Annotated in this window: 9 protein-coding genes, 1 tRNA gene and 2 pseudogenes; 6 read left to right on the forward strand and 6 right to left on the reverse strand. The window is 51.4% G+C overall.

The window, feature by feature from the left end:
• Positions 1 to 112 precede the first annotated feature (112 nt).
• Positions 113 to 2,776, forward strand: coding sequence for a hypothetical protein (locus tag AC0QKW_RS13755; RefSeq protein WP_473151643.1), 2,664 nt, complete (start codon positions 113 to 115; stop codon positions 2,774 to 2,776).
• 107 nt (positions 2,777 to 2,883) lie between these two features.
• Positions 2,884 to 4,461, forward strand: coding sequence for an SAM-dependent methyltransferase (locus AC0QKW_RS13760; protein WP_473151644.1), 1,578 nt, complete (start codon positions 2,884 to 2,886; stop codon positions 4,459 to 4,461).
• A 173-nt stretch (positions 4,462 to 4,634) separates the two neighbouring features.
• On the opposite strand, the pseudogene AC0QKW_RS13765 reads toward AC0QKW_RS13760, so the two are convergent.
• Positions 4,635 to 5,232: pseudogene (locus AC0QKW_RS13765) on the reverse strand (Uma2 family endonuclease).
• A gap of 228 nt (positions 5,233 to 5,460) precedes the next feature.
• Here AC0QKW_RS13765 and tftA point away from each other — a divergent pair.
• The 4 genes and pseudogenes from tftA to AC0QKW_RS13785 all read left to right on the forward strand — a co-directional run.
• Positions 5,461 to 6,828, forward strand: a complete 1,368-nt coding sequence (gene tftA, locus AC0QKW_RS13770) for a hormogonium tapered terminus morphoprotein TftA (protein WP_473151645.1) — start codon at positions 5,461 to 5,463, stop codon at positions 6,826 to 6,828.
• Between the two features lie 244 nt (positions 6,829 to 7,072).
• Positions 7,073 to 8,335, forward strand: coding sequence for a SpoIID/LytB domain-containing protein (locus AC0QKW_RS13775; protein WP_473151646.1), 1,263 nt, complete (start codon positions 7,073 to 7,075; stop codon positions 8,333 to 8,335).
• 46 nt (positions 8,336 to 8,381) lie between these two features.
• A tRNA-Val gene (locus AC0QKW_RS13780) sits at positions 8,382 to 8,455 on the forward strand.
• A 245-nt stretch (positions 8,456 to 8,700) separates the two neighbouring features.
• Positions 8,701 to 8,976 (forward strand): annotated as a pseudogene (locus tag AC0QKW_RS13785) (transposase); the annotation flags it as partial.
• Positions 8,977 to 9,216: 240 nt separating this feature from the next.
• On the opposite strand, the gene AC0QKW_RS13790 reads toward AC0QKW_RS13785, so the two are convergent.
• The 5 genes from AC0QKW_RS13790 to AC0QKW_RS13810 form a co-directional block, all read right to left on the reverse strand.
• Complete coding sequence (locus tag AC0QKW_RS13790) at positions 9,217 to 11,679, reverse strand: PAS domain-containing protein (protein ID WP_473151647.1); 2,463 nt, start codon at positions 11,677 to 11,679, stop codon at positions 9,217 to 9,219.
• Between the two features lie 376 nt (positions 11,680 to 12,055).
• Positions 12,056 to 12,859, reverse strand: coding sequence for a hypothetical protein (locus tag AC0QKW_RS13795; protein ID WP_473151648.1), 804 nt, complete (start codon positions 12,857 to 12,859; stop codon positions 12,056 to 12,058).
• Positions 12,860 to 13,144: 285 nt separating this feature from the next.
• Positions 13,145 to 13,747, reverse strand: a complete 603-nt coding sequence (locus AC0QKW_RS13800; RefSeq protein ID WP_473151649.1) for a type IV pilin-like G/H family protein — start codon at positions 13,745 to 13,747, stop codon at positions 13,145 to 13,147.
• Positions 13,748 to 14,093: 346 nt separating this feature from the next.
• Complete coding sequence (locus AC0QKW_RS13805) at positions 14,094 to 14,510, reverse strand: HNH endonuclease (RefSeq protein WP_473151650.1); 417 nt, start codon at positions 14,508 to 14,510, stop codon at positions 14,094 to 14,096.
• Complete coding sequence (locus tag AC0QKW_RS13810) at positions 14,507 to 14,869, reverse strand: hypothetical protein (protein ID WP_473151651.1); 363 nt, start codon at positions 14,867 to 14,869, stop codon at positions 14,507 to 14,509. The genes AC0QKW_RS13805 and AC0QKW_RS13810 overlap by 4 nt, the downstream gene beginning before the upstream one ends.
• Positions 14,870 to 15,343: the final 474 nt, after the last annotated feature.

The following is a 15,343-nucleotide window of genomic DNA, read 5'->3' on the forward strand; positions in this document are numbered from 1 at the left end:
GGCACAGTCCCTCTTAATCAGGGCAGGGCCACCCGAACTCCCCCCCCGCTCATGGCCAGACCTGCCACCAGGGTCAACCTCTTAAGTCGATTGATCTTGTACAACATTTGTTTTGCCTTCTGCCTCTCTGCCTACGGTTTACTTATTTCCTGTGTTGGTGAACCCCATGCGTATCCCAAAAAACCGCCTTCAAGAATTAGCCCAAACCCTGCAGGAACGTCAGGCTCAGACATCGTCATTCGGACAGGGACAACCGCAGGGTAAGCCCAAGCCTAGGGTAGAGGAAAAGTCCTTCGATCAAAATCAGCCCATTACCCTGCAAAGTTCTGGACAGCAGCCAGGTCAAGCTCCTCCAAAGGTAACAGTCGAGGCTATGGCTTTTGACCATAATGAGTCCATCGAGTTGCGCTACAACCACGAAACGGGAGGTTATGAACATAGCGCCCCTACCTATGCGGCGGCCCAATCCGTTGAACCTATTCTGGACTTTGGCTCAGAAGCCTTTGAGGTAGAGTCCTTCGATGCTGAACCCGCGACAGTGGCAGATATCCCCGCGCCCGTACAACCAGAAGTGGTGTCTGGACAGAACCAGCCCATGCCCATCAAATCAGCAACCCCACCGACCCAATCCTTCAGTGTGGAAGACCTCCCTGAGCCAAAAACCGCTGCCCCGCAAGACGTCGCCACCGCCGATGACTTTTTGGAAGATTTAAACGCCATTTTAAATGGTGAGAAAACCTACGATGGCAGTAGTAAGCAGGTTGTCGATGCCTCTATCCAGTCAACTCAGCCCTCTGCCCCAGAATCCTCTACCCCGGTTTCTTCTCCTCCTAATCCTGGAGACCCCATCAAACAAACCTCACCCCATGACGTGTTCGATCGCATGGGGCAGGGACTCCCGCCAGAGCCTGCGCCTACAGCTGCGCCCACTCCAACCTATTCCAATGCCCATAGCGTGTTCGATCGCATGGGTAAAAATATGGCGTTTGCCAACTCGTTTGATCTGGGAACGATTTCGTTAGAGCAGCGGTTTGATGAGTTCGATCGGATGTTAGATGCAGAAGCAAGAAACCTGGATTCTCAACAGTCAAGTACGGCCTTAGCAGACGAATCACAAGGTGATGAAAATCAACCAGTTGAAATTCCTTCCAAAAGCTCATCATCTAAACAGGCAGAAGCTTTGGTGTTTGATGGCTTAGAAGAAAAAGCTAGCGAAATACAAGAGACAACAGCCCGCAAAATGGAAATCAGAAATCTTATTGAGGCTTATTCTCTAAAGTACCCAAGTTCGCCTATAAATCAAAACACTCGTGGTAAAGGATGGACTGGACTTAAAGCTGATTATGCTGGAAAATCAGAAATGAATCGGGTTGCTGAATATAGAAAGTATCTTGTCGATCAAGGGCTAAGACAAGCGATCGAAGCAACAGGACAGAAAGGTTTAGTAGAATTTGATGATACAGGAACTCAATCTCCTACCTCTGATTACGATGTACAGCTTTATGATACAGGAACTCTCAGAGGCAATCCAGGTCTAGTTATTAGGGAGTTCTACAGAAACTTTAGAAATGAGTTTGGAATGGAATCTGGCACGCTTTTTGACACCAATATTTACGATCCATCTTATAGAATGCCAAGACCGATGGTGCCAGAGTTAGAAATCATAGCTAAGGTGGAAGCTGAAGTTTCTCAAACTGCTCCATACATGCATATTGAAGATGCAGGGGCATTCGCCAAGATCCGCAAGTTTATGGCTGAAGATGAGTGGCGTGGATACAGGAAGGATATTCTAGAATCTTTGGGAGGCGTTCCTTACCAAGAACCAACCCAAAAAGCCTTAGATGAAGCTGAGCTTTTGTTTGAAGAATATAAAAAACAACTAGCACAGCAGCAGGCAAAATTACCATCCGAAACACAAGATCGAGAGTTACGTGCTAAAAATGAACTCTATGTCAATCGTCTTGAGGCCGTTCAACAAAGGCGGGAAGAGCAACTAAAATATCTAAAAGAATTCGGTGCTGCGACCTCAGATTCAGAAAAAGATGAAGCTTGGAATAAACTTATATTCACAACTCAAGAACTGAAGAAGTCCATGGTCATTGCTACACTCTGGGCGCATGAAGCTTACCATAGCGAAGGATCAATGGCCGACGTAGTTGGCATCAGTCAGGGAGCATTTAAGAAAGCTATTAAAGAAGAAGAAAAACTCATACCCAAAAAAGCCCGAGAGTTTTTCTACGGGAAGGAAGAAACGATGCCTGAAAAAGCTCGAAGGGTTCTTGTGGGCGGAGAAAGAAAAGATCCAAAATACAAAAAGGCTTATGCGCAACGCAAGGATCTTGATGAATTACTAAGACTGTGCTCTGCCAATGAAAATTTCGGGGATGCACTGAAAGACATAATGCACTATGAAGACGATTTTCGTCAGCTAGCCATTCAAGCTTCTAAATATGTAGATCGCTTGCTAACTATAGCAGAAACCTTCTTCTCTGGAAATAATGAAATTAACAGAAATTCAGAACTAAAAAAGCGTTATGACGCAGAATATTCAGACTTCAAAGAACTAAATATAGTTTTTTATAATTGCCGCAAGAAACCTTATGATCAAGCGGTAAATGAATTGGAAGCAAAAGGGATTTGGGATAATCTTAATAAGCTGCTCTCTATTGGAGATGAGAAAAGTGAGCAAAAAGTATTCGTTGAGGCATATAAAAACAAGTTAAGGCAATTAAATTTAGATATTAATATCTATGTTCGAAAGCATCTGACTGACTAGTGGAGGCAACTTTGCTACGGTTTTTCGTTTGTTGCCGTAGATCCTCCTCATGGAAGTATGAAATTTTGGGTCTTTAGTTTTAACAACAGAAGCTCATTTCTGCTCTAATGAAGAAATCTCTAAAACTGGCAGACTTTACCATTGAGTTGAGCCAACCTCTATCTAAATCTTTCCTTTGGCACCTCCAGCGCAACTTCTTCGCTCAACAGGGAATTAATGCCTGGAATCACGGCACTGTTCCTCACTACATTACCAGCAATCCCTTCATTGCCCATGCCTATGCCAAGGTTGCCTTCGGTTTCTTGCGCGACTGGCAGCAAACGATTGATCCGACAGAGCCTGTTTATATTCTGGAACTTGGTGCAGGCTCTGGACGTTTTGCCTATCACTTCCTCAAAAAATTCTGGAGTTTTTTTCCAAAATCTACCCTTAATTATCTCAAAGTCAAGTATATTCTCTCCGACTTTTCGGAGAGTAATTTAGACTATTGGCGAAGCCATCCCTTCTTGCAATCTTATGCTCAGCAGGGCTTTCTCGATATCGCCCATTTCGACGCCCAACACGACCAAACCCTTAACCTTCACTTCGCCAACCAGGCCCACAAAATCCTCAAAAATCCCCCCATCGTTCTGGCCAACTACTTTTTCGACTGCTTACCCCAAGACGTTTTCACCATTAAAGATCACCAACTCCACGCCAGCCTTGTCACGCTTACTCTGCCCGATCGCCTCGCCGCCAAAACCCAAAGTCAGAAGTCAGAAATTCTCCAAGATCCTAATCTCATACATCATCTTACCGTCACCTACAGCGATCGCCCCATCACTCCCAATTACTACGACGACTCCACCTATAACCAAATCTTGCAAGAGTACCAGCAGCACCTCTCAAATACCGCTCTGCTATTCCCCATCGTTGGCCTCAACTGCCTGCGCAACCTGCGCAACCTCAGCGGCGATCGCCTGCTTTTCCTCTCCGGCGACAAAGGCTATAGCAAACTAGAAGACCTCAACAATCGCCCCAAACCCTGTATGGTCTTCCATGGCAGTTGCTTCTCCCTCATGGTCAACTACCACGCCATCGGTCAGTACACAGCTCACCAAGGTGGTCTAGCCCTCCACACGCCTCACCACCATGCCAGCCTCAACATCTCCGCCTTCCTCTTCGGCCAGCCCCCTACTAAGTACGCCGAGACCCGCCATGCTTACCAGGAATCCATCGTTAACACTAGCCCTGATGACTTTTTTAGCCTTAAAAAAGCGATTATTGCTCACTGCGATCGCCTTACCCTGCAACAGTTAATCGCTTATATCCGCCTCAGTGGTTGGGATGCCAATATTTTTATCACTTGCCTACCTACCCTCTCTTCTCAGGCTGAACGGGTCACCCCTTTTCAACGCCAAGATTTAATTCAACTTAGCCATAAGGTATGGGACACCTACTACCCAATCGATGAATCCCAAGATGTTGCTCTCCAGCTCGGCCAACTTTTGATCAAACTGAAAGATTATCGTGCTGCTGCTAAATACTTTCACCAATCTCTTAAGCTTCACGGGTTACAGCCTACAACCTTGAATTGTTTGAGCCAATGTTATTGTCAACTCGGTGAATCTGACGCGGCCACCTATTGCAGAGATAAAATATTAGAACTAGATCCAAAATTCTTCATAAATCAGATGCTTTCATAGGTGTAAGGTATAGAATTTTATGCAGCGCAAACTCTCACGAAGTGTGAAGGCCTAGCATTAAATTAGATTTTATAAAGTTCACTCAAAAGCTATATTTTTCAGGAAAAAACAGCTCTCGTGAACCTGCCGTTCAAAGACTCTAACGCACAGCTTGAGCCTTGGCTCTGGTTCATTTACTCTACTGGAAGCCAGCCAAACACCTGCCCCACAGTGAGCGTTAGGGCCGGAGCCAGACCCACCATTGCTAGCTCATTTTCGGCCTCTCCCAGAGAGGCGGGTAGCTGGTTAGGCCGATCAACCTGCACCAAATTTTCATTGGGATCGATTAGCCAGCCCCCCAGCCCGCCGTGGTTGAGACGTGCAAAATGTTGCTCACCACCTGCGTTGACAACTGCTCGGGGCTGAGAATCTCGATAGTCCAGTCGGGGGCAGCGCTAAACGTATTGGCAATGGTGCCATCGTCATTGGTGGGCAGCCGCTGCCAGCAAAACACAGCAACATCGGGAATGATCGATCTACCGCCATAGCCATCCTGCGGATGGCTATGGCGGTAGGGTATGTACAGCGCAGTTCGGGTAGGGCTAGGGCGATACGAGCATCCTCAGTGACTGCATTGACGGTATTGATCAGCTTTTGTTGGATGCGGCTGTGCTGCCCCTGGGGTATGGGTTTTTGAATGATTTGGCCGTCGATGTATTGGTGCGCGGGCTTGGTCTCTGGCTGTTGCAGAAACTCGGCTAGGGTGAGGGTTTTGGCAGAGGTTTGTACCATGGGCCAGGGAGGGCTTGTTGCGGCTATTGTAGGCTGCCATCAATGACCAGAGGCCACATAAACGGTTTCGGCATGCCTGGGCGCTGCAACTCGCAGGCGATCGCCCCTTTCTGAGCCGCCTTCTGTCTTTAGCCTACCCAGCCCTCTTTTCTCGGTATTCTTAGCCTCCACTTGGCCCATTCACCGCTATCATTCTGGCGATAGATCGTTAGATAGAACCGGTTCAGCATGGCGCAAATTTTTATTTCGGCGGGCCATGGCGGCTACGAAGATGGAATCGTCGACCCAGGCTTTATGCTGCCGGGGGTTACCACTGAGGCGGCGGAGATGATTCAGGTGCGTGACCTGGTGGTGGCCGAACTGCGATCGCGCAACTTGGCAGTGCTCTCGGTGCCCGACGACCTCAGCGCTGCCCAGAGCCTCGCCTGGATCAACGAGCGCTGCCGTCCCCAGGATGTAGCTCTAGAGATCCATGCAGGATCCCACAGTAACCCGGCGACGAGGGGGGCGGCGGTCTTTTATATTTCTCAAAACAACACTCGCCGCACCCATGCCGAGCTGGTGCTGCTGGCTCTGCGGCGACGGGTGCCGCTCTTGCCCAGCCGGGGCGTCAAACCCGACACCGACTCGCCCACCGGGACGCTGCCCTTTACCCGTTCTCTGGGTTGCCCCTCACTGCTGATGGAAATTGGCTTTCTCAGCAACCCCCAAGACCTGGAGATCATCCAGCGCCAGCGGCGGGATGTGGCCCTGGGGATCGCTGACGGGTTGGCCTCCTGGAGCCGCCAGGTGAGTAGTGAGACGATTCCCACTGTCCCCGGCACCAACTTTTCCGAAATTAGAATTAACCTCAACGGCGGTATCTACCCAGAAACGGGCATCATCGTCAACAGCAATTCCTACATTCCCATCGACATTGCCGATCTGCTGGGGATAGATGCGGCCACAGCCCCCAACATCAACCGCATTCGCTACGCCAACGTGGTCTATATCAAGGCCGTCGATCTGCAAAACTACAACGTGTCAGTAACGTGGGATGCGGCGACTCGCACCATTCGTCTGCGATCGCGCACAGGCATGCAGTTTTGCCCCGGCTCTATAGATCGCATCATGGGCATCGGCAGCACCGCAGACACCCAGCTCAAACTATTTTTAGGCAGTCTAAATGCCGCCGCCGTCAACACCTACGGCGATCTGCCCGGTCTCTACCGCGAAGAGGCGGCGATCGAAGGGGTCAACCACGACATTGCCTTTTGTCAGATGCTGGTCGAGACCAACTCGCTCAATTTTGGCGGCAGTCTCAACCCGGCTTACAACAATTTTGGCGGTATTGGTTCTCCTACCGGCGGCCCCGAGGGGGCGTCGTTTCCCAACGCGCGAGTGGGGGTGCGGGCTCAGATTCAGCACCTCAAGGCCTATGCCAGCCTCGACCCCTTGGTGCAGCGCCAGGTCGACCCCCGCTTTGGGTTTGTGGTGCGTGGCGTAGCACCCCTGGTTGACCAACTCAGCGGTCGGTGGAGCGCTGACCCAGACTATGGCCGCAAAATTATGGCTTTTTTGCGCCGCCTCTACGACTCGGTACTGCCGCCTGCCTAGGGTCAATTTGTGAGCTGGTCTGAAGCAGGAAACTTTCTGTCGGCACCAAGGTCTAGGGTAGAGAATGGATCCGGTTGTGCCAGGCTAAACCATCAGTGATACCGTAAAGAGCAATTCCTTCGTCATCACCGCCTGGGGCAAAGCAACAGAAACCCTAAAAACGGTTGAACGGTTTTAGGGGCAATGCTCAGCTACACCTGGCTCCCACTGCCCGCTCTCGTCCTCCTACCGGCTGTATTGATCGATGACTCAACATTACCAACCCACTGTCTTTGGGCTGCTTCTCAGCCGCGTCTTGGTGCTGATGAAGTATGGTTTTAGCGTTTCGCTGCTGTGGTGGCTGGTGGCCTTGCCAGTCCAGGCCGCTGTAGAAATGCGGGTGGCGGTGGGCGATCGCCTCAGCCAGGTCACCGTCGGCAGCTCGACTCCGGCCATCGTCAAAAATCAGGCGGGCCAGGGGGTAGGCCAGATACCCCAGGGGCGATCGGTGGTAGTGACCCCCGCCGGGGGCAATGTGCGTCTAGCCGACTGGCAGGGGCAGGCCTTTTGGGTCGAGCCCACCGGGGGCGGCTATGTCTTTATCAACGACAGCTGGTATCGGGGCAAGGTGCTGGTAGTGCCCGTAGAGGGCAAGGTCACCGCTATCAACTGGGTTGACCTAGAGGCTTACCTCTACGGCGTGGTGGGCAGCGAGATGCCCGCCAGCTGGCCCCTAGAGGCGCTCAAGTCTCAGGCGGTGGCGGCCAGATCTTACGCGCTGTATCGGCGCGATCGCACCCAGGGCCAACTCTTTGACGTTGGCGGCACCACCGCCCACCAGGTCTACAAGGGGCTGTCTGGCGAAGCCCCGTCGGTGCAGGCAGCGGTCAACGCCACCCAGGGCCAGGTGCTCACCCACGGGGGCCGGGTGATTGAGGCGGTCTTCCACTCCTCCTCCGGGGGCCATACCGAAAACTCTGAAGATATCTGGCAGCGACCCACCCCCTACCTGCGCGGCGTGGCCGACTTTGACCAGGAGGCTCCCGTATTTCGCTGGTCTGAAACCTTCTCGGCCCAGCAGTTGGCCCAGCGGGTTACCGGTATTGGTCAACTGCGAGGGGTAGCTACCGAACGTGCCACTCCCTTTGGGCGAGTTGTCTCTATGCGGCTCCAGGGCAGTCAGGGCAGCCGCACCCTCACCGGTAACGAGCTACGCCAGGCTTTGGGGCTGCGCAGCACCTTAGTTTCGTTTAACATCGGGGGCGACACTATTCGCGTCGATGGCCGTGGTTTTGGCCACGGCCTGGGGATGAGCCAGTGGGGTGCCCGCGGACTGGCCACCCGAGGCCAAAATTACCAGCAGATCTTGACCCACTACTACCAGGGCACTGCCCTCTCTAGTCTGCGCCTCGCCGAGGCCCCCGGGCCGCAGATCGCCCTCAATTTCCCTCTGGATGCCCTCAGCCTGCCAACCAGAGACGGTCAACGCCTACTCCAACCGGCGCTGTCTTATTTGCCAGTTCGATAGGGTGTTGCGATCGCACCTTCCAATATGTTAATTTCTACTTCTGCCCGGACGTATAGCTCAGTTGGTTAGAGCACCACGTTGACATCGTGGGGGTCACTGGTTCGAGTCCAGTTACGTCCATCAGAGTTTCGGCCTCTATGACAAGGGCTTCAGCAAAAGCACCACTCACCCCGCTAGCTTGTGGTGATACTTCTTAACGCGTGGTGAGACAGGCTTTTGTGTACAGCTTGTGTGTCCAGTTTTGGGGTAGCTCAAAACTCTGGCAGGCGGGGCTAGTCAATCATGTGGCCGGTAGTCTATGCTCGCCCTATTACAAGTGCGCTATTGGCTCCAATCTGCGATCGCCCCAAGTCAGAGTCTTAATGAATGGGGGCTTTGATGGCCCTACTTTCATGATGGGGGTGATGGATACCTGTCGCTGGATTGTCGAAGTCGTCTTACGACCCCAGCAGACCCAAGGGTTTGTCGTGCTGAAGAAACGCTGGGTAGTCGAGCGCACCTTTGGCAGGCTGTTCGCGTAGCGTCGCCGAAGGCGTTAGGGGTGCCGACGGTTAGTGCGAGACTACGAACGGCCACCGGAAACGTCGGAAACCCTCATCTACCTGACCATGATCCGGATCATGGTCAGGCGGTTGGCATGATTTTTGCCCCCCTCGGCCTTTTCAAATACCCTCTGATACCAAATCCTGCTCACCTACCCCCGATTCAGCAGGGCGAACAGCGGTTCGCCCCTACAGATTGGCCGGTTGGGAATCGGGGGTGTGGAATTCGGATCGGTATAATAGAAAAATCGAAGGGCTCAGTACAGGATATCCCAGGGCCTAGGCGGTAGTGGCAAGACGAGCTATATCCCCATGGATGGAGTAATCTTCTCTCGCGTCTTACCCCTCACTACGTCCCAGCGGTACCGTAAAGAAAAACGTGCTGCCCTGGCCCAAACAACTCTCTACCCAAATGCTGCCGCCGTGCTGCTCTACAATATTTTTGCAAATCGACAATCCTAGGCCGGTGCCGCCCTTTTGGCGCGAGTCAGACGCATCGACCTGCTGAAACTGGTCGAAGATGGTCTCTAGCTTATCGGCAGGAATACCGCGACCGTGATCTCGAACGGTGAACAGCACCGAGGGGTTAGGTGCTGATGCCTCTAATCCCTCGGTGCTAGCGTTTACCCAAACCGTCCCACCCGGCGACGAAAACTTGACCGCATTGCTTAACAGATTGGTAAGCACCTGGATAATACTATCGGGGGCAGCCAACAGGGTGACGGTGAGAGGGGTGAGGGCGATGGTGATACCCGAGTGATCGGCGAGGGGCTGCACGGCGTCGATCGCCTGGTAGAGCAAGTGGGCAACGGCACAGTCTTCTTTTTCGAGTTGTACCTTGCCCGACTCAAGACGCTCAAAGCTGAGAATGTCATCGACCAGTCGCACCAGGCGATCGCTGTTTCTAATCGCCACCCGCAGCATATTCTCGGCTTTTTCGGGCTGGGCGTCGTAGATCCCAGAGCCTAAGAGCATCAGAGAGCCATTAATGGAGGCAATTGGCGTACGCAGTTCGTGGCTGACAATTGAGACAAACTCATCTTTCATGCGATCAACTTTCAGCTGTTCACGAATATCTTGAACATGCTCAATGCAATAGAGCGGAGTACCATCGATATCGTGCACAAAGGAGGTATTTATCAGTACAGGAATCACCACTCTCTGTTTAGAAATATAGCGTTTCTTAATTTCCAAGTTTGACAGTTCACCCTCTAGCATCTGGGCTAACCCCTGCCAGCTTTGGTTTAGATCGCCAGAGTGGGTAATATCTTGAAAACATAATTCCAGCAGCTCTTCCTGGCTATAACCTAGCAGATGGCAGAGGTAGCGGTTGACTTTTAGAAACTCCCCTGTGGGTGAAATGAGAGCGATGCCAATGGGGGCATCGTCAAAGGCGCTGCGAAAAAGCTCCTCATTATTGCGAAGGGCCACTTCAGCCTGCTTAAGGCTGGTGATATCTACCATGACTCCATCCCAAACCGTACTGCCTTCCTCCAGGCGACGGGGCACAGCTACTGTTGTCAGCCACTGCATCTTTTCGGCAACGTTGCGCACTCGGATCTGCGTTTCAAATAACGATAGGTCTTCGAGCGATTGTTGCATCAATTGATCACAAATCAATCGGTCTTCTTCAATTAAGGCATCCCACAGCACGCTAGGATTTTGGATCACGGCCTCTGGCGTGAGGCCAGTAACCTGCTCGATTCCGGCACTGATATAGCTGTAGTAAAAGCCGCGACCGGGGTTGTGTACCAATTGATAGATAAAGCCCCTGGGGAGATTGTCGCCAATGGCTCGCAGTTTAGCTTCTTGATCGCGTAACGTAGTTTCAACCTGTTTGCGATGGGTAGTATCATCGGCTAGCCCCACCACTCGCAACGGATTGCCGTTTTCGTCCTTGACAATTAACGATTCTGACTGAATCCAGCGAACGTCACCGTTGGCGGCAAAGATGCGATATTCCAGACGTTTTGTCTGACCCGTCAGCAGCTGGTTAAACGACTCCAAAACATAGTTTAAATCGTCAGGATAAATTCGTTTTAGCCAAGATTTACTATCTTGATAGAGGCTTTCGCAGGAGTAGCCCCACAGCCTTTCGTAGGCCGGACTGATGTAGAGATACTCTCCACTGGGTAACGAGATGACATAGGACACCTGGTTGAGAGTTTGAGCAATTTCCTGAAATCGAGTTTCACTGGTCTGCAAAGCCAATTCAGCTTGTTTACGATCGGTGATGTCTAGCGCTGTGCCAAATAACTTGATAATGTGCTGAGAGTCATCAGTTTTGGCTTGCCCCCTGCTCAGCAAGTAGCGCGTGGTGCCATCGGGGCGACAGATGCGATGTTCAACTTCGTAGGGAGAGCCGTCTGCGATCGCCTGATTAATCGCAGCAGATAGTCTTTCCCGATCGCCCTCAGGAATAGTGGCCAAGACCTGCTCAAGGGACTGTTGGGGCTGGGCCGAATCAAGCCCAACAATACGAAACAGTTCGTCCGACCAGGTAAGGTTTTGCGTCACCAGGTCTAGTTCCCAGCTGCCGAGCTGAGCGATTTGCTGAGTCTGGAGCAGGTTGGCTTCACTCTGGTGCAGCGCGTCTTCAGTCTTCTGGTAGATCTGCTTGAGGCGGGCGAAGCGTTGGTTAATGAGGGCAGTGGCTACTCTGGCTAGGGCGATCGCACTGCCCAGCAGCACACCCGCTCCTAGCGAATCCAGTGGCGATCGCCAGTATTGAGCCAAAGCAACTATACCGAGAGCCAGAGGCATCACTGGTAAAAGTACTACCCCGCCCAGGGGAAGATTCACTAACGTGCTTCTGAAAGACCCCAGCGGACTAGATGCCATGAAAATGACTCAACTAATAAGGAATACCTGCGATGCAGAAAGAACAGAGAAATTCTCATGCTCCGCAAGTTGTTCTTATTTTGACGTAACTCTGCCTTGTAGAGGGGGAAGTTTTTTCACAGCGATCGCGGCTTTGATTGGTATCTCAGCTTAGAACGCCGACTCTCCGATTCTTCCTCCAATCCCTGAAACTATTGCGCCGCAGTTCATGCAGTAGCTTCCAGGCAGCTTTTGTCAGTCAAGCAGGCGTGTTTGTGATCTACTGAACCCAGATAACTGAGGATGAACCGACAGTTTTTGGCACACCTCGCAGCAAAACTCTGGGCTTTAAAACACCTCAGTCGTCTTCGGGAAACTGGAGCTGTATGCCGCCAGTTTCGCTGATGATGACCTTGCCGCCGAGAGCCTCAATGCGCTGAATCGCGGTTTGGCGGGTGGCGTCGTCAAAGGCGTTGGCCAGCACACTAGCCCAAGCACTCACTTGGGCCTGCTTGCTGTCGGGGTTGTTGGCTAAAAAGTTAGCCATGCCCTGGGAGTTTTCGGCCATAAACTCGGCGTCGGGGTGGGGCGACTGCCGCGCCCAGTCAGCAGCGGTTTGAAGCGATTTCTGCGCTGCAACTCCATCACCTAAGTACAGCAACTCATCTATCCCTCGGTAACGCCAAATGTAAAACCCATCATCCGGGAAGTTAGGAGTCAGTTGTGCTAGTCCCTGATTAATAATGTCGATAGTCTCTTCCGGTTGACCAGCGAAGTTGCTGCCGCTGCCAGATAAAAACAAGTAGAACATTCGGTAGAACGGATCGTACGGTATTATCGTTCGGAAAAACTCGGGGCTGAGGCTATAACCTGTCACCTGGCGTGCTTCGTCGTCCCCAAAGTACTGTAAAAACTGTAAATAAAACCAGCTGGCTACTACGTTATCAAAACCAAAGGTGGGCAATTTCTCTGCGACTGCTAGCGTGGAGGCTTTAGCCTGGATCTGACGCTCTAGGTTCGCGGAGGAAATTGCGGTTTTATCTTGAAGGTTATTCAGCCGCTGTTTTTGCAACAGCAGCGTCCCTGTCAACAGAACGATCGGCAGCAAGTATGGGAATATAGTTTTGAATAATGGATTTTGCTTTTGGTTAATGGTAATCATGAATTACATTCTCCAATTGAGGCGGCAGTTGTGCTTAAGCCTGGAATGAAAAGCCGTTCCTTTGCTCACAAGAACAAGATATAACCTCAGCCAAATGAATTGAGACATTTGCTAAGTAAATATTCAAAAGTTTGAACGTCGTTAGGGCTTCCTGGTGTCCTAAGCGGCGTATTTCACCATTCTGAAGTTATCTAAGTCCACCAAAAAAGGAAGGGCAATCAAGCGAGGTTGACTGCCCTTCTATAAAGAATTGACTAGCTTAACTAGACATCATTAGATGAATGATTACCGAACAGAAATCATACCGGTGCCAGTTTGAGTCTCGTTGCAGATTGGAACATTTGCTCCAGAGCCAGGAATGATAACGCCTGCATCAACGTGGGCAATTGTGTAGGCACCACCTTGGAGAGGACTCAAAGCACCTTCACACATAACCGCTAGCGTGGTTGCCTCGGTATTAGCTGCAGTTCCGCCACCAGTTGTCCCAATCGTCACACCACCACCGTAGGTTTTGAGCGCTGATTGGGCGGCTTCAATAGGAAGAGCATACTGACGAATACCCCCCGTAGGACGGGTCACAGACAAGGAGTACTGGTAGTTAGTAGTAGTGGGGCTTACACCCAGACCTAATTGAGCAAAGTTTGCGTTGATGGCGAAGGTGTTGCGTTCTAGAAAGTAAGCTTGCTGAGCGCGGTTCATAGAACCGACGTAGGTTTTAGCTTCAGATTGCTTAGCTTTGTTAGCCTGGTTAAGGAAAGAAGGCAGAGCAATAGCAGCCAGAATACCGATGATGATAATAACAACCAGCAGTTCAATAAGAGTGAAGCCGCCTTCTTCTTTTTTGGTGATGAAGTGCTTGAGCAGGTTGGCTTTGAGAGAAGTTTTCATGAGTAGGTGTCTCCTTAAGAAGCTGGGTTAGTGGTGTTCGCTTCTGAAGTTAGACTACCCACCGCGATCAACTTTCATATCACCCTTGCCTAAAAAAATTGTCGGGGTAGTGAGGTGGTGGGGTAGTCAGAAGCTAAAAAACCAGTCTCTAGGAGGGGTACAAAGGGCTTTTGGTAAAGGTTGTGAGCACCGTAGGGTGGGTTAGGCGGCTCTAGATCTTGCCCAGCAACCTACTTATCCCGTGCCGCCGCCCCCCATCGCCTGTGCCCCTCACCCCAAGAGACCGGGTTTCTGAACCCATGGCAATGGCCTCTCCACAGTAACCGGTGCATTGGCATGGGCAGGGTTAATCAGGTATGTGCAACAACCTACCCGCTAGCAGCAGCTGCCGCTCTTCGATACGCTCTGCTCGATTGAGCTTGAGTAAAGTAATGGTCACCCGTCCAATTGGCGTCAGCCCAGCCAAAACACCGTCTTGCAGCTCAAAGTGGTCGCCCCACGCATCATGACGGGGGTGGTAAAGGCGAACAATCTGTTGAGAATCGGCATCAACCGAGGCAACATCACTGCCCTTGTGCTTGTTGCACAGGGTACAAGAGAGGGCCAGGTTGTCTTCTGTGGTTGCTCCCCCATATTTTTCAGCGATAATATGATCGATTTCGTGGGGTGCCAATGACATAGCCTCTGGAATCAAGCAATATTCGCAGCAAGCTCTAGCCCTGGCATACACCAACTGCCGCAACGCACTGGGAATGTAGGTCATTGTGGCTGGCTGAGCTGAAGCTTGATATGAGCTTTAGCCTTTGCCATTCGAACAACGTGTTCTAGATACTCATAGCTCTGCCAAAGCCGCTCTTCGTCTGGGCTCAGCCCTGTAGAGCGACTCTTCTCAAGCAGATCGCTAATTTGAGCTTGCAGAGTAGAAGAAGGACGCAGCGCCAAAATTTCTTCTGGGGTAGGTAGCGCAGCTAAAAACTCTAAAATATCGGCAACACCAGAGAAACCCACCTGAGGCATGGCATTGAGCTCTCGCAAGCCCAACTGAAGAATCTGCGGCAGTTGACTTTGCAAAGCATCCAACTGGGTAGCCAGATCATCTGGCAGATCGACAGTAACTTGCATAGGTCTTGCCTTTGCTTAGCGGCCCGTGCTGATTATCATAATAGCTGCTCCCGGTTGACCATCTTGGGGTGACCTTCGGGGTCGACAGGAAGCTAGAACCCACTTCTATCCACTTCTATAAGTATCGCGCAACCGATGGCCGCCCTGGATGACAGGCGCGCCAATTCATCGGGGTGTGAGACGGGATGATCTGGGGGCTAAGACTAGCTTCCCTAAAAATACCCCCTATAATGATAAAGACGGTAAAGAATAGTAAACACTACTCATAATCTGTAGATAGCTGGCTTGACATTTAGTCGGTGAGCTGTCTGAAGGTTAGAGCTAGCGGCATCATCTTCCGTGTATATATCTGTTGTAATTATTACGGAGACTCGCGTATGACCATAGCAATGGGACGCGCGCAAGCCCAGCGAGGATGGTTCGACGTTCTCGACGACTGGCTAAAGCGCGATCGCTTTGTCTTTATCGGCTGGT

It is taken from the genome of Pseudanabaena sp. PCC 9330 (genome assembly GCF_055795045.1).

What these genes read in the sequence shown, in the direction of transcription:
- tftA (WP_473151645.1), top strand. Translation starts at nt 5,461, where the DNA reads ATGGCGCAAATTTTTATTTCGGCGGGCCATGGCGGCTACGAAGATGGA.
- AC0QKW_RS13795 (WP_473151648.1), bottom strand. Translation starts at nt 12,859, where the DNA reads ATGATTACCATTAACCAAAAGCAAAATCCATTATTCAAAACTATATTC.
- AC0QKW_RS13800 (WP_473151649.1), bottom strand. Translation starts at nt 13,747, where the DNA reads ATGAAAACTTCTCTCAAAGCCAACCTGCTCAAGCACTTCATCACCAAA.
- AC0QKW_RS13760 (WP_473151644.1), top strand. Translation starts at nt 2,884, where the DNA reads ATGAAGAAATCTCTAAAACTGGCAGACTTTACCATTGAGTTGAGCCAA.
- AC0QKW_RS13775 (WP_473151646.1), top strand. Translation starts at nt 7,073, where the DNA reads ATGACTCAACATTACCAACCCACTGTCTTTGGGCTGCTTCTCAGCCGC.
- AC0QKW_RS13805 (WP_473151650.1), bottom strand. Translation starts at nt 14,510, where the DNA reads ATGACCTACATTCCCAGTGCGTTGCGGCAGTTGGTGTATGCCAGGGCT.
- AC0QKW_RS13810 (WP_473151651.1), bottom strand. Translation starts at nt 14,869, where the DNA reads ATGCAAGTTACTGTCGATCTGCCAGATGATCTGGCTACCCAGTTGGAT.